We start from the raw sequence: 20738 nt of genomic DNA on the forward strand, positions 1-20738 counted from the left end.
GGCTTAAGCCTTTGCGGAAATAATGACTTACTCAACCTCAGCACAATTATCAAACAAACTGAATATTTTCAGATCAAACAAATCAATGGTTTGGTCTGGCCGGAGAGGCCGGTAAAATCACACAAATAACTATACGGCAGTGGCCTGTACCCGGCCAAATGCCTGGACTTTGTAGGAGACCCTCTATGTCAAACCCGGTTGAACGTTGGAACTCAGTGAGTAAAGGACTGCACTGGCTTTTTGTAATCCTGCTGCTCTCTGTGTGGGGAGCGGTTGAACTGCATGAGTTTTACGAGCGCGGCGACCCCATGCGCGGCTGGTTTATGCAGCTGCACTTCTCGCTGGGAGTCGGTGTCCTGATGCTTCTGGCCCTTCGCCTCTACTGGCGTGCACGTCACAAGCGCCCACAGATTGAAGGCAAGAAGTGGCAGAAGGCACTGTCCAGCCTGACCCATGGTGGACTCTACCTGTTGATTCTGGCTATGCCGGTATCAGGCATCGTGATGCGCCAACTGTTTGGGCGCGATACCGAGTTTTTTGGCCTGTTTGCCGTTCCCAACCTGTTCGCCAAAAACCCGGATCTGGGCAAGCAAATCGCTTTCCTGCACAAAGATGTAATGTGGCCCGCCCTGCTCGTACTGGTTGGACTGCATATCGCCGCCGCCCTGTGGCACCACTTTATTGCCCGCGATAACACACTCACCCGTATGCTGCCACAGCGCTAATTCAAGTCAGGGAAGAAATAGAAGAAAGGAAACTGAATGGGAGAGCGCAGGCCTGCGCTCTCCCGGAATAAACCTGCTAAACAGGTACGACTTACTCGTCGTTATTGCCGCGCTTGGCTTTGGGCTTACCTTTGGGCTTGAACTTAGGCTTACCCTTGGGCTTCCCTTTCGATTTCACCGCCGCTTCATCGAAGCGGGTGATTTTCATCGGTTTACCGGAAACACGCACCTTCTTCAGGTGTTGGAACACTTCTTTCGGCATTCCCTGGGGCAGATCTACCGTGGTGAAATCGTTGTAGATTTCGATACGGCCGATATAGGAGCTGTCCAGATCCACCTCATTGGCAATAGCGCCTACAATGCTGCCGGGGCGCACGCCCTGCTCGCGGCCGATCTCGATACGGAAGCGCTCCAGCCCCTCATCGGGCGGCGGCAGCTTGCGATCTTTCTCGAAGCTTTCCTTCTTGCGGCGGCGACCACCGTCAAAGTCATCATCGCGCTCGCGACGCTCTTTGCGCGGCCTCTGCTCTTTCTCTTGAATCAGCAGGGGCTGGTCACCCTGGGCCATTGCAGCCAGCGCGGCAGCAACATCCAGAGGGTCAACCTCATTCTGCGCCAGGAATTCCTCAACCAGCTGACGATAGGGCGCCAGATCAGTTTGGCCTTCCAGGGTCGCGGTAATGCGCTCGCGGAAGCGCTGCATACGGGCGCTGTTAACTGCATCTGCGCTGGGCAAATCCAGTTTTTCGATCGGCTTCTTGGTCGCTTTCTCGATGACACGCAACATACGGCGCTCGCGGGGCGCCACAAACAGGATCGCATCGCCTTCGCGACCAGCGCGGCCGGTACGACCGATACGGTGAATATAAGCTTCGGTATCGTAGGGGATATCGTAGTTAATCACGTGGCTGATACGCTTTACGTCCAGTCCACGAGCCGCAACATCGGTGGCTACAACAATATCGAGCTTGCCGTTTTTCAGCTTGTCAATCACGGCTTCACGCAGGTTCTGCGCCATATCACCGTTCAGGGCGGCACTGGCGAACCCTCTGGCGGCCAGCTTATCTGCCAGTTCCACGGTGCTGTTTTTGGTGCGCACGAAGATAATCGTGGCGTCCACCGGCTCCGCTTCAAGAATACGGGTCAGTGCATCCAGTTTGTGCAGACCACCAACCGGCCAATAGCGCTGGCGAATGGTTTCCGCAGTCTCAGTCTTAACACGGATTTTTACTTCAACCGGCTCATCCAGATGCTCGCGGGCGATGCGGGCAATCTCTTTTGGCATAGTGGCGGAGAACAGCGCAATCTGGCGCTCTTCAGGAATCTGCTCCAATACCCACTGCACATCATCGATAAAGCCCATGCGCAGCATTTCATCCGCTTCATCCAGCACCAGGGTGCGTAGATTGGACAGATCCAGGGAACCACGACGCATATGGTCCATCACCCGTCCGGGAGTACCTACCACCAACTGAACGCCACGCTTCAACTGCTGTATCTGGCCGCGGTAGTCAGCGCCACCGTAGATAGGCGCAACGTGGAAACCTTTCAACTTGGATGCGTAAGACTGACAGGCTTCAGCCACCTGAATAGCCAGTTCGCGGGTCGGTGCCAGCACCAGTGCCTGAGGGCGACGATCCTTCAGGTCCAGCTGGGAGAGTAGCGGCAGCGCAAAAGCTGCGGTCTTGCCAGTGCCCGTCTGGGCCTGGCCTAGCACATCCCGCCCCTCCAGCAGGGACGGAATAGTTTGTGCCTGGATCGGGGAGGGAGTCTCATAGCCGAGCTTTTCGATGGCGCTGAGAATTTCAGACGGCAGACCCAACTGGTCGAAGCCGGCCGCTTTAGGGGTATCGGTCATTTCGGAATTCACTTGAAGCCAAAGTCCCTATCGCGGGACCGGAGCGGTGGGTAAAAGGCCGCGCAGTCTAACAGGTTAGACGATCCAGATCAGCCTGTTTTTTAAACAAGCTGTGATGAAGCGTGCAAGCGGAATGAAATACCTTAGATGGAAAGGAAAAGAACGCAAAATCCCTAATCCCTAATCCCTAATCCCTAATCTCTAGTCCAAGTCCGTGCGAGAGAATTAACCCGCACTATTTCCGCTTTTGATAGAGAGCTTGGCCTGGGGGCTACCCTCAGCAGCAGATTCTATGCGCTTTACCACCCCTTCGATGGTGGCGCCAACCGCCTTGGAGAAGCTACCGTCTAGCTGAGTTTGCTCATATAAATAGGTATGAAAGCGTCTGAAAAAAGCAATATCCACGCTCTCAGGCTCAGCCCAGAAGCTGGATAGTTTACCTTGATGAGTCAGGCCTGGGATGTCATATAGCGCGCGCCCAAGCACTTTTGTGGGCACTTTGTGAAGAAGGGCAGAGATACCGACAGTACTATTAATTGTAACTACGCCACGAGCATGATCGAGAAGGGTGGGCAAGTGCAGATCATGACAATATATAACTCGTCCCTGGATACTATAGCGAGCTTCTAAGCTATCAATCAGCTTCTGGTAATGACAAAACCCACGATCCATCGGGTGATGCTTTAAAACGATCACCGCGTCATTTGGCGCGTTCTTGGCAAATGACTTCAATACTCGATCAATGGCGTTTTCAATTGAGAGAAGGTCCGAGTGCTGTCTTAATTGAAAATCATCTCGAGTCTGTAAGGGAAATAAGAAAAAACGCTGGCTTAGCTTTCCCGTAAGCTTAGGCGTCAAACTGCGCTCTGTTACTTTATAAAGCCCTTTTCGTGCAAAGCTCTTCAACCAACAAACGCCTTCGGCTTTCCAATCTCGATTTCTATGATGGTGATATGCCTGAAATTCGGAACGCGCGAGGCGCATCGCTGCGTAGTAACCCATAGCGAAGCAAGCACGATGCCAGAATGTTTGCCCTACTGGTAACCCACAAGATCTGCTCTGGACCGGTTCATACTTTTCGATCTCCTCCCGCGTCCAGTCCATTTGAGAGAAAGCATTAACCCCCCCCCATTCCAACGTAACAAAATCTGGACGTAAATACCCCTCTTCAAACACCCCAAAAGCAACACCCAAAGATTCACAAACACTTCGAGCTTGAGAGTGATAGCGACGACAGTCTCCATAAACAAATACAGCTTCTGCATTATGTTTTAGCAAATAGGACTTAAAGAAGGGTGACCAATCACTTTCGGTTCCCGTGAAATCACTCTGAAAATCAGCCCAAGCAAAATAGCGATCGCCGCCATTGAAATTAATTTTATGCGTAGTTATGCCTTGATGTGAGAGTCTCTTTGCCAACTTCGCAAAGAACGGGCCATGAGGTCCCTGTAAAAAGACTGCCACAGACATTATTCAACCTACCCCTAAAACTTGCTATTTAGCGCTTAGAAATTGAGCACATATATATAACGGGTCAAACAAAAACCATTTCCATGCCGCACATTAGCTACTTCAGTCATTGACATATCGCCATATGTCACTCCGTGGCTCAATAGGCCTAACAGGAAATTGATCAACTAAACGAACAAGAACAGGTATTAGAGTACTAACCGGCGCAAAATTCTACCAAATAGAACAATAATCTTCTACAGTTGTTAACTTCTTCCAAACCTCAGAAATTGGTAGTGACAAAATTCTCCCGCACCGGAGAAGCATAGAGTATAAACAGGGAGTACTTTTCTCTGTTTAGAATACTAAGTTCATTTTTTTGAAGCTTCAGAAGCCATTTTATCAAAACAAAATTTTTTACTTTACATCCTTACCCATCATAAACGAAGCTGGCGAACTTGCCATCAAAAAAGTTTTCGGCCAAGTCGGGATTTTAGTTGGATGGCCAGCCATTTCAACTGACCAGATCACAATTCACCCACCAAACAAGCGGTCATACTAAGGCCTAACTAATATCATACCAGTCAACCCCAAAACATTATTTATCAAGTAAAGGCGCTTCCTACTGGCAATAACTACCAAAGACCTACACGATATACTTAGAAGCAAGCACAAACAAAATAGCAAGCTTAATCCACAGTTTCCATGCACCGAGAACGAGCTAAGCGTCCATAATAATTTCGCTGCTCTCCACTATTAATCTTGCCTTTATCCAGCCGTTTTAAGGCCACTTTCCATACTGTTTCGAATGCTTTAGCAGCACTATTAGGGAAAGGGGTAAATAATGGATTAAAGGGGTTGTCTCTAGCCTGCATCCACACCGTCATACGCTTCGACTTTTGGAGCGCCTCACCGCGACAGTGAAAACCATACACATTACCAATCACTAAAGTATTTGCAGGGACAGATAGCTTTTTCACTTCATATCCCATTTTTTTCAGATCTTTGTCATTGACCCGAAAAGATCCATCCCAATAACGTCCAGATGGCCTTTCGTTGCCCTTCTTACAAGCCTCTAGACTCTCTCTATACTCCCACTTCAACCTTTTCCAGGAAAGCTTGTGAGAACCTGGTGCATAGACGTAAGCTCCATTATTATCACTCGTCTCATCTATATATAACCACCCTTTAACACACGGGTGAAAGGTATCCGCATGTAAGTCTCGTTGAGGGTCTGGCCGGGGATTCACATTCTCATGGTTGCAGAGGTTTTCTATATAGAATAAAGGCGGCCGATTCTTCGATGAGCAGTACCGCATCAAGCGATTTAATAGCTGATTTTCAACTAGCCGCTTAAATTCTGGAGCTCTTTTTCGCTCCTCGTAATCCATAAATATCCTCTGGGTTACAGTCGTACCTTCAATTATTTCCCTAACAGGCCCCTCGAACTGATCAAGCTCCTTTACCAACTGTAAAAACTGCTTATTATCGAGAAAATTTTTCTTTAAAATATAACCATTCTCAATAAATTCTCTTCGGTATTCCGAAGGAACTATAGGAGAAAGGAGAAATAATCGGAACCGAAATAGAGCATGAGCAACTACAACCCTAAGGACATGTAACCCGAAAAAATTAAGCACGTAATTTCCAATAATAGGATTATTCTTAAAGCTCTTCCCCCAGCTAACCAATTCGAAAGACCACTTAGGTGCTTTCCAGGTCAAAGCAAGTATTCGACTTAGCATTATCACCTCCCAAAGATACATATCTGAAACTATATTATTTATATGGAAATACAGTTTCGCTTTGCTGCCTACTAAACAGGGCACCCATTATCATATTAATCAATAACGAAGAAAAATTTTTCTATACCAGCAAAAAACTTTAAAGAAAAAGCTCTCGCCATTATATAAAGATCGTTTTTTTTCTACCAACTTAACTGTGGTCTCTGCATCAATGTAATCCCCTGTCGCAGCATCAACATATACTGGGTAAAGTAGCAAGGTTCCCGCGATTAACTCATCTAAAGTCAATTTACGTCGCCGCCTTTGCTTAAAAATGTCAAAATCCTTCCTATCACTCCCTACCTTGGAGAGCAGAGTGTCCTCAGTTAAACCCCAACCGGAATAAAAAGGTAAACCATAAGTGACAACCTTAACTTTTCTAAGCAAGGCTTCAAACCCCGCCAAAGAACACAAGGTATGCACCTCATCAACCTGATCCAATATTTGAGAGATATCCCCTTCAGTAACAATCGAGTCATATAATCTTTTAGATCCTTGAGGTAATTCTCCCAAGCGAGCACCAGCAACCACATCGGGATGAGGTTTATAGATAATATATGCTTCTGGATTTTCCTTCCTTACTCTCTCCAAAAGAGAGTGGTTACTTTTTATAACAGGAGAACCATAAGCAATTGAGGCATCGCTTTCCACCTGCCCAGGAACTAAAATAATTTTCTTATTATCAGGAAGAGAGAGATTTACTGAGCCCTGAATGTTATATTTTGTAACTCTTTTTCTTAAAAGTAGCAGATGAAGGCTTTTCGCCCTATTAAGTATTTCATCACTAAAATTAGTATTACTTAAAATAATTTCAAGATCACTGGGTGACCGGGCATCAAAGTAAATACCCCGGGAATCAAACACTAAAGAAGTGGGTGCAACCAAGTCCGCACCTAGCCCTGCTGAACGTATGAACCCATCTTCAACTCTCCAAAGACGAGCTTGAATCTCCACAATCTTTTTCTGCAATGAGTTCGTTGGCCGACTAGCCCAAACAAAAATATTAGCGCCCGCTGCACACTGACTGACAGAGCTTGTGCCTCTAACAAAGTCCACCTTTCTCTTTTTACTAAGAAAATTAGGAATAAACTTTCTCTTCCATGATGAAAAGCCCACACCTAACCAAGCACCTTGAAACCTAAGCCACTGCCTCTTTTGCTCCGCAATCAAAGCAACCGTCTCTTCAAACTCACATTTATCACCGGTATATGGGTTTATATATCGACAATACCTCAAATAGGCAGCACAAAAGAGCTGCGAAAGAGATCTGTTGATATTGCGACGTGATAAAAATTGTCTATCTTTAGTTAATCCCCACCCAGAATAAAAAGGAACACCAAAGCAGTGTACTTCTTTCCCTGCAATTAAAGCATCAAACCCCAGCTGACTAGTGACAACATAAACTTTTTCCACATAGTCAAAAATAGCCCAAGGTGAGATATCTTCAGATATAATTCTACAGCCTTTTTCAAAAGCTAAACTTAATAAATAACCCTTCTTCTTCCCTGTTATAACATCCGGGTGTATTTTTACACATATCTCGGCTTCAGGGTTATCTTCAATAGCACTATCCAGCATGGCCAGAAAATGAGATTCAGAAGCCTGGCCAGCCGAAACAGAGACATCACCAAAAGTCTGATCCACAACTAAAACCCTTTTCAAATTAGTTGACCAATCTAAGGGCTTATCTATGGATTGATTATATTTACAAAGCCTATTAGCTCGTAATAGCTCTATCCCTTTCTCCGCTCGATCCAGTTCTTCAGAAGTGAAGTCAGCTAAAGCTATCAATGTTTCTAAATCACTAGGTCGAGATGCATCATAATAGATCCCGGTTTTATCGACCACCAGACTATGCGGAACCGCTCCATTAACTCCCAACCCGAGCGAACGTAAAAACCCATCTTCTATACATGCAAATGGGAGCCCTGCTCGTAGAGCAATCCTTTTTGCTTTCATCGCTGTTGGTTTAAGCCCCCAACCAATCATATAACTCACATAACTAGCGGGCTTGAAGGTAATATACTGGCAGCGTATATCGAGTAGGCTTTCTAGAATCCGGTGTTTCCGCAAACCTAAAGAACAGTGTCCGGCTACAGGCATTTTCGTGCCTCGGCCAGCATATTCCTTCGTAATTCTTCATCCTCAGCCAAAGCAAGAATTCCATCGATCCATTGCGAAGAGTTCATAGGTAAAAGCAAACCGTTTTCACGATGACGAACCACTTTGCCATAAATATCACCAGCAGCGTAAATACCCACAGCACCAGCCTGTGTGATATCAAAGAACTTGGTGTGAGACCTAGCTCTATTAAAAGGTACATTCAATAAGGGCGCTAAACCTATATTTCGCCCCGGCACCTGTAACATCGAGAAATAAGTAGGCCATTTCATCGGGTGCAACACTTTAACCCTTGGTATATTGGAAAAAAGCCGATTCACGTAGGTATTTCCAATTATTTCAAAGCTCAAATTTTGATTATACTTAAGAACCTCACTTACCACAGGGTACAACCATTGGATATCTTCTTGATGTGATGCAGAGCCATGATAAAAAAGATTTACAAAATTTCTATCAGTTATCTTGATGGGCTCCGCTTGCAACAATCTTGGCCTCCAGTCACTATATTTACTCTGTAAATAAGGCGTCGAAACCAACAATTGAGCTCCCACAGACTTCAACCATTTTTGCTTTGACCACCCATATCGAAGTAATTTGAATTTGTACTTAATAGACAAGCCAAGAAGTGCCTTCTGATCAAATAAATCATCATCTATAAAGAAAAATATACCAGAAATATCCTCAACATTTTTCTTCAGGAATGATTGCCATTTGCTAGGGACATAACGCACAAATAAAATATTTGCATCACGTATATTTTCCTCTGCAGGGACTTCATTAAAACCGAAACGTTTATAGCTAACTCCCATATTTTTAAGGAATGGCAAAATAAAATAATCTGTCGAGGGGTTACGACCTTCTTCTACAATTAGCCAGCGGCTAGCAAATTCCAAATCAATCTCCAGACCTGTCAAATCTCAAGGGGGAATACAATTGGCAGCAACAGTAAAACAACCAGAGAATAAGCAATAGTCAGGGGCAACCCGGCACGGAGAAAATCACGCAAATGATATCCACCAAGGTTCTGTACTATTAGGTTTGTTTGATAACCAAAAGGTGTCAAAAAGCTTGCACTTGCTCCATAAGCTACAGCCATTACAAAAGGCATCCAACTGACATCAAAACTATCAGCTAGACTCCAAGCAAGGGGGAATGCCAAGGCCGCAGCTGCATTGTTAGTCATCAACTCAGTTAGCAACAGCGTGAGTATAAAGATACCCACCAAACCCGCTATTGGCCCCCAGTCAGCTAGAAGCCCCTTTAGCCCGATAGCCAATAAATCCGCCAAGCCACTACTAGCGAATGCTTCTGCAAGTACCAAGGCACTCGCAATGATCAACCATATCTGAAAAGGAAAGCGCCTCTGCAATTCAGTAGTTGATAGGATACCGAGTGCGATCATACCGCTAAGAAGTACCACTAACCCTTTTAACAGAGAAAAATAGCCTAGCGCGGTTCCCACCACAACTGCCGAAAAGCCTAAGCCTAACAACCAATTATCCCGTCGTGACAAGTCACGTCGCACTTCAGTGCCACTAATCACATAGAAATTTTTGTCAATATTCAGGTGATGACGAAAATCCTGGCCTACTGCTAGTAAAAGGGCGTCTCCCGCACGAAGTTCAATTTCACCTAACTTACCCGATAGCCGATCACCACCACGACGCATTGCCACCACTGCAGCATCAAAACGAGTACGAAAGTTACAGCTTTTTAACGATTGCCCGAGGATACTAGAATTAGGGGTAATTACCACTTCAGTAAGATTCAGGCCCAACTCTTCATCCTCTAACGCAAACAGGCGTAGCCCCTGAATGCCCTGTAAACGTCCAAGGTCACGAACGTCACCGCAAAAAATTAATTTATCACCATCTCGGATAATCTCTGAGGGGCCTACAGGGCTGATTACCTGATCACCCCGAACTATCTCAATTAGGTAAAAAGTTTCCAAGTGACGCAGATGATTCTGCTCGACACTCTTTCCGTCGAGAGGGGAATTCTCAATGACTTCCGCTTCTAAAAGATATTCGGTCACAGGCTCATCGACTACGCTCCCTTCTGGCAACAAACGGTTACATAGCAACAAAACAACCAACCCTACTAAAGTGGCAGCTATTCCAATGGGCATAAAAGTAAAGAAGTCTAAGCCAGGCAAGCCTCGATCCAGTACAAAACTATTTACTATCAGATTGGTAGAAGTGCCAATTAGGGTAAGTGTTCCCCCAAGAATCGCTGCATAAGACAGAGGCATCAAAAGTTTGGCTGATGGGAAGCGCCGCTGCCCCTTGACACTAGACGCAAGAGCAGCTACCACTGCCGTATTGTTAAGAAATGCAGAACTCAACGCTGTAGCAGCAGAAAGTCTCAGTAAACTAGCCTTAAGAGATCCCTTAATCAATCCTTCTGAGATCACCCGAAGCCAACGAGCCCTCTCTAACCCGACCGATACCAACAATAGAGCGACCAAAGTAACAAGACCGACGTTCACCCCCTTTTGTAGAGCAGACTCTAACGGTACAAGCCCCGTTAGAAAGCACGATCCAGCAGCCGTGGCAAAGATCAGGGATGGCTTTAAGCGGGTAAAAATAAGTGAACCGATAACCAGAATGAAGATCCCGGCTACAAGCAATTGAGAAAAGGTCATAAGATTAGGGCGTCATTAAGGCTATATGAGATAGAGTTCTATTACTAATACACTTGTAACTCACGAAGATTATGCCAAATTTAATGTGACTGCGCTTTCTAGCCTCCAACCTATAAAGCGGCAAGTTAAGCAGGCCCCTTCTTTGGCAAGATTTTGAGGAAAATAAAAGCTCATCTACTAGAGCATCCCGCATACTATTATGCGTGGCAATTAAAATGCCACGCTTTGCTAAAATCAAGCCAAGGTAAAGTCCTCGTGAGCTAAGGTCAGGTTAGGGTTGTATGCGGGATCAGCATCCAGCACCCCCCCCCACCGATCACGCATATAGTCAGCCTCCCTTTGTGCCCGGCGGCGTTTAGCTTTTGTATCATCCGCTCCACGGGAAACAGACTCGTGGTGATATAGCTCAGCATATGGCGTCCACAAATTACGATATCCTGCTTCACGAACTTTCAAACATAAGTCCACATCATTAAAGGAGATTGCCAAGTCTTTCTCATTTAAGCCTCCAACCTCCTCAAACACGGACTTACGTAATACTAAACAAGCGGCCGTCACAGCAGAGAGATTCTGTATTAGATGGAGGCGTGAAAAATAACCATACTCATTGCGACTGAAATATTTATGGGAGTGGCCCGCAACACCACCTATGCCTAATATTACACCACCATGCTGGATAGTATCGTTGGGATAATAAAGTTTGGCTCCAACACAGCCAATATCAGACCTTAAAGCCTGTCCTACCATCTCACTTAACCAACCATCATTGATGGGTTCAATATCATTATTGATCAAACCAATAATCTCACCCCTCGCAAGAGCAACGCCGAAATTATTAATTGAAGAATAATTAAATGGATGATTCCAGCGGTGAACTGAAACACGAGGATCAGAGGCAATTATCTCCTCTAAAAAGCCTAGTGTAGCCTTGCAAGTGCTTTGATTATCTAGAATTAACAACTCAAAATTTGGATAATCAGTTCTAGATAGAATTGCATCGATACAGGGCTTTAAAATATCATAGCCGTCCCTCGTAGGAACCAATAGAGTCACAAGTGGAGCGCATTCGGGCACATTCCATCGTACTCTGTAACTATTTGGAGCCGAACCTAGTGTCACACTGGCATTTAGAGATTGAGCATCCAAATAGTCACTCACGGCTTTTAAACCAGCAGTTGAGGCATAATTTTTAGCAGTACCTTCCTTAGCTGTGGAGCCGATAATTGCTCTCCAGTGGTACAATATCTCTGGAATATGTACCACATTGCTACTATTCAGGTACGGCATACATCGCAAAAGCAAATCATGATCCTGGCTACCCTCTACCCCCAGGCGGAAGCCCCCAACCAAGTCTACGAGAGTTGCCTTTAAAACGGTCAAATGACAAATATAATTTTGTGACAGTAGCAGATCAGGATTCCACCCAGGTTTAAAGTGGGGATCAAAGCGTTCACCTAGCTCATCAATTTTATCCTCATCACTATAGAGCAACTGCGCCTCTGGGTTATCAATAATTGCCTGCATCACTGTCATCAATGCATGTGGCACCAATGTATCATCATGATCGAGTAGTGCAATATACTCGCCCCTTACCAATTCTAAAGCGGTATTACTAGCAGCAGATATATGCCCATTATCCTTTCGAAAAACTACTTGGATACGAGAATCCTTCTCCTGATAACTCTGAAGGCATTCTCGAACTTTCTGATTTGAAGAAGCATCATCTGCAATACAGAGCTGCCAGTTGCCGTAACTCTGCACAATTACAGACTCTATACAGCTACTTAGCAGCTCCAAATCACTGTTAAAAGTTGGGAGAATAATTGAAATCAATGGTTGCGTATCAAGTTTTCTACTGTATGCAACATCTAAATTGGAAGCTATCTTTAAAGTCTCAATCTCAGAGATCCATTCCGCATAATCACATGCCTGTCGCCGTTTGGAGAAAGTTCTTGCGTAATATTGTAATGCCAACTCTCTCCAAGACCGATTAGTCTCATGAGCTTCATTACGGATACTCTGCAGTACTTCCACTTTCCGTAAATCACGGAACTTAAAATGCGCGTTAATTAAACGCTGGCACAAACGATCATAGGCAAACTGCGCTGGTAATTTAACTAAACGAAAATGCTTAACAGAAAAGTACCCAGTAGACTCCAAAGGGTCTAATCGAAGTACCTTAACCCGCCTTGGTAGATACACGAGACGCTTTGTAACCCTGCCTGCCTTTAAGGGGATCAAAACACTATCCGACTCATCGAAACCTTGCCCATAATTAAAATATAGCTTTGAATCGGCGAGCAGTTGGTCATGCGATAAATTGATCTCCACCATATACCAACCAGCACCCATAAGGTGGTTTTTAATGTAAAATTGTGGATCGCTGCTTGTTGCGCGCCACTCGAAACCTTTTTCAAGCTTCGTAACAGGCTCAATTGATACCTGCGGCCTAAGCCGAGGAATCAAATTAACATGGAAAAGGGATCTTAAAAATTTAAACACTAGTTAACAGCCTAGAAAATAAACAGTTCATTTCACAGTTTTTCGCATGAAGACTCGAAAGCCGCCAATCTATAACTTTACATAAATACAAGCTCTTCAATCACAAATACTGTTAACAACCACCCCATATTCCCAAATTAATTTTCATACACTTTTAGACGGTTATATATCCTATTAATAACAACGCCACTAGGCCTAAGTGCCAGAGCCTTTTTTATGAAGAGCAGAGCCTGCTCAAACTCACCGATGGTCTCTAACGCCAATGCTGTTTCCCTGCAGATATCCGCCCCATCGGAAGAGCGTGATTTCACAACTTGAAGTTGCTTATCGGTGTATTGAAATTTAGATATGGTTGGCTCGTTATATAAAACTCCAAAAATATCGGCAAGCCGATAAACCACATAGCTATTTACGCTAGAATTTGAAAGGTGACTAGAAATCAGTTCTTTTAACTCTTCTTTAACATATGGACGATGATCAATTGCCTTTGCTGCATCCAACAATTCGACTAAAGGAATACGCTTCTCTATTGTATCGACTTCACCTAAATTTGACGAAGCTGTCTCACTAAAGAAATCATCAGGGCAATATGCCAAAACGCTTTCTTTCATGTATTTATTGGATATGGAAAATTTTTCTTCTAACAGTTTTAGTTTTTCTAAAGTTACTACATCTGTTAGTGGCGAAGGCAACAGCTGCAATTCGTCTGAATATTTCTGTAAGCACCAATCCAATTCATGCTGCAATGACAATGTCGCATCACTCAGAATATAATTCAGCTGACGTTTTAGTTCCAAAGCTCCCAAAGAATAAGAAGAGTTTACAGCCTTAATATTCAAAGAGAATTTATTTATACGCTTCCTAGAAACACCAAGAAAATTAAGAAAATTTAACTCAATACTATTAGGCTCTTCCTTTGAATAACGATACGGATATACGATTACATTATCGGAACCAAATCTTTCAATCCAACTTTTGAAAACATCACCTGATATCCCCCCCAAGTTTTCATTTAATTTAGTCTCAATAAAGCAATCTAAAAGCTTAGTGCTAAAATGTCGTTTAATTGCTTGATTATAGTTTGAAACCAAAGCGCTTATTGGGGCTCTAAAATAAGCGAAAATTTTCACCCTATACTCGGATACAAGGCTAGCTAACTCTTTAGCTCGTCCATAAAAGGACTCACCTGACAGTAACAGGCACAGCTGATTCCGCTTCGCGACCTCAACCCACTCCACTAATAGCTTTGCGGCACTAGCCATATCACCACGTATAAGCATAACTCCTAACCTGGAGTGTCCACCTGAAACGTCGTTAACATCCAGTGGATGTTCTGGATAATAATAACCCGATTTTAAAAGCTCCTCTCTGTTATCCATACAAAACTTCTGAATAGCTGAAGAGCCAGATTTAGGGGCGCCAATATGTATCACAATGTCTTGTGATTTAGGATCAGGAATGGTAGAGCTAGTTACTACAGGAGTGATAAATTTTGATCTACCCCTACCCAAAAAATATTTACCAATAGAAGCCAAAGTAGATAAAGTCCCCAATATACTTAATTTTTAAGTAATCATTATTACTCAACCCTTTCACATTTTACTTATTAGCGTAACCTCGCGAAAGGGACCGGATGGGCAGAAAAAAATTGCCATTTGCTGTCAACTTAGTCGTTTAGCACCCTACCCATATCCCAATAATTAAAACACTCTGTACTAAGCAAAACCTAGAACCAGCTCTTTAGTTTCGATGAATTTTCACAAACTAGAAAGTATCTCGAAGCTCTTAGATCAGAATAATCGTTGAATCGCTCTTCGAGCAGCCCTCACACCGTAAGTAAGTTGTACGAAAGTATAACTTAAATGATAACATTCAACTATAGTTAAAAACTATGACGTAATTGGCACAACAAATGTGCTAGAAGCATTTTTATGCAGAAAAGGCATGCCAATCCTGCATATAGACTCAATCTAGCCACCTTTTGACAGGTTAGTCACTCCCAAAAATATCTCTTGTATAAACTTTTTCAGAAATATCAGAGATCTCATCGACTAACCGATTTGCCACTACCACATCAGAGATTGCCTTAAACTCACTCAAATCACTAATTACACGTGAGTGAAAAAATTCGGATTCGGCAAGCGTGGGTTCATACACTACTACTTCTACACCCTTTGCTTTGATACGTTTCATTACTCCCTGAATAGATGAAGAACGAAAATTATCGGACCCCGATTTCATTATAAGTCGATAAATTCCAACCACCTGAGGATTGCGTTTCAAAACGGACGACGCAATGAAGTCCTTTCGGGTTGTATTTGCATCAACAATTGCAGAAATAATATTATTGGGTACGTCCTGATAGTTAGCCAGTAGCTGTTTTGTGTCTTTTGGTAGGCAGTAGCCACCATAACCGAAAGAAGGGTTATTATAATGATTTCCGATTCGCGGATCTAATCCGACGCCTTTAATTATTTGACGTGAGCTTAAGCCGTGTGTTTCCGCATATGTATCTAATTCATTAAAGTATGCAACCCGCATAGCTAGATAGGTATTAGAAAACAGTTTAATTGCTTCCGCTTCAGCTGAATCACATAAGCAAACGGAAATATCCTCTTTTTCAGCCCCCTGACAAAGCAGGTCAGCAAATTGTTGAGCCCTATCAGATTGCTCTCCAATGATAATACGCGACGGGTACAAGTTATCATAGAGAGCTTTCCCTTCTCTCAAGAATTCAGGTGAAAAAATAATGTTATTGCAGTCGAGCTGTATCCTTAATTTGTTTGTAAAACCTACAGGAACTGTAGATTTAATTACTATTGAAGCTGTAGGGTTAATTGTTAGTACATCTCTTACAACTGACTCAACCGACGTGGTGTCGAAATAATTTGACTCAGGGTCATAGTCAGTAGGTGTCGCGACAACTACGAACTCCGCATGTTTGTAGGCTAACTCCTTATCCAAAGTCGCCCTTAGATTTAGAGGAATTTCAGCTAGATATTTTTCTATCTCTCGATCAACTATAGGTGAAACTTTATCATTGATAAGATCCACTCTGCTCGCATTTACATCAACACAAAGAACTTCATTATGTTGCGCAAGCAAGACCGCATTAGAGAGCCCTACGTAACCTGTGCCAACTACCGCAATTTTCATATCTACTTACCGGACTTCTTTAAACAATTTATATCAACTCGAAAATAGACAAATTAAAGGCAAAACTATTTACAATAGTTTTGCCTTCCACGTCATACGAATATATAAAATGTCATGCTATTTTACCACACGATTTATAACAATTACCACTGCAACTACGTGACCAGAAATGCAAATTGAAAAGGTAAATTAATTCGCATCTGAAGTTTCTAAAGTAGACACTATAAAATACCTCATTCCCTAGACTTTTCATTAACCAGTCACGTCCTTACAATTAAACTTGAATAACTTTGCATTTATCATGGACGTTAATAGTTAGTAACTCCATATGAGATAATGTATTAATGTCGGATACAAGTCCCTCAAAATTATCCTGAACGTCAATGCGTTCGAGCAAACTACTACTTACTAATATACCTTCAAAGTTTAGTTCATCAATCTGACTCAATGCTACGAACTGGGAATTTAGGCTTGACAAATTACTGTACTTAAGATTCGGCCAATTGTCACTTGAAACTGTATTATCGACGAATCCAGAATCCATAGCATATGGCTGGGCCACCCTGACATTCTTATCATATTTTGAGAGCTTAGAAATCACATAACAATGAGAGCCCAGAGTAAGTAAAGAATCTGAGATTCCTTTAAAAAAACTTGGATGTAACTGATTTCCACTCTTTAAAAGGCAAACATAGTATTTGCCTATTTCATACGGAAATTCTAGGTGAGAAGGAAAGAAATCAATAAAATTGGAGTATTTGGCCTTGGCTTCAGAGCTTGGAGATGCCATGACAACTCCAATACTTCCTGAAAAATTACAGAAATTTGCCGATGCAACAATTGCTGCTAATGTGATATCAAGCTTTTCAGGATCCTCGCATTCGGTAATCAAGAACAGAATGCTTTCGGAAGCAGTGCTCGCATCCGGAGAGCCCTTATCAGGACCTGAAATTGAACTCTTATATTCGATTAACGAATCCGAATAATTTTCCAGCTTCGTTATCTGGTTTTCAGCCAAATCCATATAGTAGTTTGAAAGCAAGGCAGGTACGTAAAGTGGCCTATTTTCGTTTGTATACCTCACAATCAACTCCCAATCAACCAAGCGCCTCATTCTTTCGTTGAAGCCACCTAAAGACTGATACTTTGATCGTCGATGCATAAAGGCATTTAAATCTATAAAGTTTCTATTCTTAACTAGCGCCTGATTAAAGGGCCCTGCACGTAGAAACGACTCTTCCACCAAGCTTTCGCCACTGGTGAGATTGCAAGTTTGATGAATTAGCTGGCCCGCATAAGCACATTCTCTGCTTTGATTTTTTTCCAGCTCAAATGCCATAATAGAAAGATAATTTTTATCCCAGGTATTGTCAGAATCTAAGTAAGCTATAAAGTCTCCCCTAGCTTTCTCGAGGCCTACGTTTCTTGCTGAAGAAACGCCCATATTTTCTGGTAGCGTATAAATAGAAATACGGTGATCATTCGTTGATGATTTAATCACTTCTACAGAGCGGTCGTTACTCCCGTCATCAACAATGATCAGTTCCCATTCTTGATAAACTTGATCTAGTATGGAGCTAACTGCATCCAGAACTACATTTTCTCGATTAAAAACTGGCATTATGATGCTAACAAGCGGTTTCTCACTTAACCGGTCAAAGTATCTATTAGCATCATAAGATAGCCCTTGCTTTAAACTTTCAAAGTACTTCTTTACTGCCTGGTAGTTTTTGTCTTGAACATAAACCGAACGATGGACATAGAGCCATTTGTTAACATCCTGAAAAACATTAATTTTTTCAGGTGTTTTAGGTTCTCGAAGTGAAAATGAAACATCACGCTCACATAAATAAATCGTTTTACCATCAGGATCGATAGCTTCAACTTTTATATTATGGGCATTACCATCAAGTACAAACATCGGTAATTTGACTTGTAATGAGTGACACCCGTCGAACTTAAAGGCTTTTTCTAAATCTTCACGATAGTTATCCGCGGAATACACCCCTAAAAATCTTCCATCAGAAAACAGCTTAAATTTTATTTTATCAAATAGGTTTGTTTCATCTATAAGCCATCCACAAAGAGATCCACCTGAAATACCATCAATGCGCCCTTTATAAGAAGCGCTAAAACTATCAAACTGAATAGTAGACGGGGAATTTATTGCGTCAACTTCTCTCCATCGAATACTTACAACTGCCTTTTTTCCATTAATGTAAGTTTTTGGAATCTTAAAGGTATATCCGTGATGGCCGTCACCGCTAACTCCCGCTTTTACAAGATCCTCTCTAAACTCATCACAAGTTACATTACCAACATAAAATTCATCAACAAACACATCAAGGTTTAATTTTAATTCGGGATTTAACGAATTTATAGCCCAACCATGCACAATTCCATCATTTGTTACTGAATCAAGACGTATTTTTAAATGATCAGTTTGTACGTCATCTTCAGACTCGAGGGTTTTTCCTGAAATGCCTGCTTTCCCATCTAAAACAGCTCGATCCATCAAACTATTCAGCTTGTCACTAGTTTCAGGGAAGCTTTTCTTTATTCTCTCTTTCCATGGATTAATGAATCTTTCTAATAGATTTTTCTCCAGCATTTCAAAGTCTCCCACCCCAAACTTACCATAGAAATTAAAAGTATTCCGAATATAATAGTAAAGATAGTATTCCTTTGGAGGCTTACCTTTAGGCTCAGAATTCTTATGATGCCTTATCAATACTGAAGGACAAATAACTATCTTTTTATCTTTACGCCTTGCCTCCAGGCACCAATCTGTTTCCTCGTAATATAGGAAGTAATCCTCAGGTATGTACCCGATATCATCGATCAACGAGCCATTAAAAAGTAGGCATGCTCCTGCTGCATACTCGACCTCATACGGCTCACTTGGCAATGAACTAAAATGATCGCCGGAATAATGATGATCGACATTAACACCTTCATCAAATGAAACTACTCCACCAGCACTCCAAATTTGACTAGTATCATCCCTTAAAATAGCTGGAGACACGATGTCTGACTCGATATTTTTCTTATAATTTATCAGGGAACTGATAGAGTTTGGGAGATACTCAATATCCGGGTTTGAAATCAGTACATACTCTGATTTTAAGGTGTCAATTGCGTACCGAACCCCGACATTATTACCTCTAGCGTAACCAGCATTAGTATTCAATCTAATCACATGGCAATCGCTAAAATAGTGTGTCAATAAGTTATCGTTGATATTTGTTGATTTATTATCAACAATGATAATTTGATATTCAAAGTCAATGGATTGGCTCCGTATACTTTGAACTACCTTCAGGACGTCTTTTTCACAGTTGTAATTTAATATTATAACTGTAAGTGTTGGACTGCTGACGGTATCTGTTGGCTGATGAATTAGTCTTGCCCCGTCGCCCAGATGTTTAAAGGGAGCGCTAGAAGACTGGTATGCAAATTTTATAGAATTTGCTCCATTGCTCCAAGAAATATTCTCCGCGTATTCTTTTGCTCGCTGCTTCATCAACGCTCTATCTAAAAGCGAGACCTCCAGTGATTTTTGCATTGCAGAAATCAACCCAGAAATACTACCTTTTTCATAAACAAAACCATTTTCACCATCTTTAATAATTTCTGGTAATACACCATCGGCGGGCGCAATTACAGGAATAGAAAAAGAAAAGGCATTTAATACCGATCCTGATGTCAAAATATTTCGATAGGGGAAAACAGCAAAATCTGCCGCATTAAAATACAGTTCCAATGACTCATCTTCAACCATCCCTTCATATATCTCAATCCCATCAACCTTTCCGTAGAGCTCGCTAATTTCTCCAGGCTTAATTGGGTGGACAGGCTTCCCTGCTATGATAAGTTTTGAATTTTTATCTACTTTCCTAATCTCTGAAAATGAAACGACTAAATCTGTAATTCCTTTATACGGACGCACCTGCCCAAGAAATAGAAATACAGTTTCAGAATCTTTAATTCCAAGCTTTTTTCGAGCAGCTGCCCTAGAAATTGTATTCGGATAAACACCTATATAATTTCCATGTTCAGAAATAGATATTTTTTTTCTGTTCATAAAATAATCCGCAGATAGAACATCTTTGGCCAATTCATTATGAACGAAAACCTGGTGTGCTAAGTCCGTTAACTCTTCATTAAGCTCTTTTTCAATTTCAATAAAATTACTATCGTGAGATAATTTATTATGAACAGTCCAAAAAAACTTACCGCCTTTAAGTATGTATCGCCTAATCTTTCCTATAAATGCGTTCTTTAAAAACTTTGCCTCATAAATAGTTTTTGCACCGGCCAACACTCCAGAGGTCCAGTGAAGATGAAAAACATCACTATTCACTAGTGAAGCATCTAATTCATTGTACGCAATATACTGAATATTATATTCCCCTTCGAGCTCTGCATACATTTCTTCCAAATATGGATTCGTAGCCCTGTAATCCGGACATATAATAAGGTTTTTCATTGATTCAACT

11 protein-coding genes are annotated in these 20738 nt (G+C 42.3%); 1 reads left to right on the plus strand and 10 read right to left on the minus strand.

Annotated features, from left to right (window positions below; genetic code table 11):
* The first annotated feature begins 185 nt into the window (after positions 1 to 185).
* The gene (locus tag ACJJI5_RS19705) at positions 186 to 725 is read left to right on the plus strand and encodes a cytochrome b (protein ID WP_413664530.1); all 540 of its coding nucleotides are present in this window, start codon (positions 186 to 188) and stop codon (positions 723 to 725) included.
* Between the two features lie 91 nt (positions 726 to 816).
* On the opposite strand, the gene ACJJI5_RS19710 is transcribed toward ACJJI5_RS19705, so the two are convergent.
* The 10 genes from ACJJI5_RS19710 to ACJJI5_RS19755 form a co-directional block, all read right to left on the minus strand.
* On the minus strand, positions 817 to 2583 hold the full coding sequence (locus ACJJI5_RS19710) for a DEAD/DEAH box helicase (protein ID WP_282934580.1): 1767 nt from the start codon (positions 2581 to 2583) through the stop codon (positions 817 to 819).
* A gap of 225 nt (positions 2584 to 2808) precedes the next feature.
* Complete coding sequence (locus tag ACJJI5_RS19715; protein WP_444895076.1) at positions 2809 to 4053, minus strand: capsule polysaccharide biogenesis protein; 1245 nt, start codon at positions 4051 to 4053, stop codon at positions 2809 to 2811.
* Between the two features lie 668 nt (positions 4054 to 4721).
* Positions 4722 to 5777 carry a phytanoyl-CoA dioxygenase family protein gene (locus tag ACJJI5_RS19720; RefSeq protein ID WP_445355013.1) on the minus strand — a complete coding sequence of 352 codons (1056 nt, stop codon included), beginning with the start codon at positions 5775 to 5777 and terminating at the stop codon, positions 4722 to 4724.
* 99 nt (positions 5778 to 5876) lie between these two features.
* On the minus strand, positions 5877 to 7805 hold the full coding sequence (locus ACJJI5_RS19725) for a capsule polysaccharide biogenesis protein (RefSeq protein ID WP_444926822.1): 1929 nt from the start codon (positions 7803 to 7805) through the stop codon (positions 5877 to 5879).
* 104 nt (positions 7806 to 7909) lie between these two features.
* On the minus strand, positions 7910 to 8830 hold the full coding sequence (locus ACJJI5_RS19730) for a glycosyltransferase family protein (RefSeq protein WP_444926821.1): 921 nt from the start codon (positions 8828 to 8830) through the stop codon (positions 7910 to 7912).
* Positions 8831 to 8847: 17 nt separating this feature from the next.
* Complete coding sequence (locus ACJJI5_RS19735; protein WP_444895080.1) at positions 8848 to 10581, minus strand: SLC13 family permease; 1734 nt, start codon at positions 10579 to 10581, stop codon at positions 8848 to 8850.
* Between the two features lie 234 nt (positions 10582 to 10815).
* Positions 10816 to 13083 (minus strand): glycosyltransferase family 2 protein, encoded by a 2268-nt coding sequence (locus ACJJI5_RS19740; RefSeq protein WP_444895081.1) that lies wholly within the window; start codon positions 13081 to 13083, stop codon positions 10816 to 10818.
* Positions 13084 to 13220: 137 nt separating this feature from the next.
* A complete protein-coding gene (locus ACJJI5_RS19745; RefSeq protein ID WP_444895082.1) occupies positions 13221 to 14618 on the minus strand; it encodes a hypothetical protein in 1398 nt (465 codons plus the stop codon).
* A gap of 454 nt (positions 14619 to 15072) precedes the next feature.
* Entirely contained in the window at positions 15073 to 16239 is a 1167-nt protein-coding gene (locus ACJJI5_RS19750; RefSeq protein WP_444895083.1) for a nucleotide sugar dehydrogenase, read from the minus strand.
* A 274-nt stretch (positions 16240 to 16513) separates the two neighbouring features.
* Positions 16514 to 20728: a glycosyltransferase gene (locus ACJJI5_RS19755; RefSeq protein WP_445355014.1), complete on the minus strand. Its 4215-nt coding sequence runs from the start codon at positions 20726 to 20728 to the stop codon at positions 16514 to 16516.
* Positions 20729 to 20738: the final 10 nt, after the last annotated feature.

The organism is Microbulbifer maximicatervae (SeqCode), from assembly GCF_052467955.1.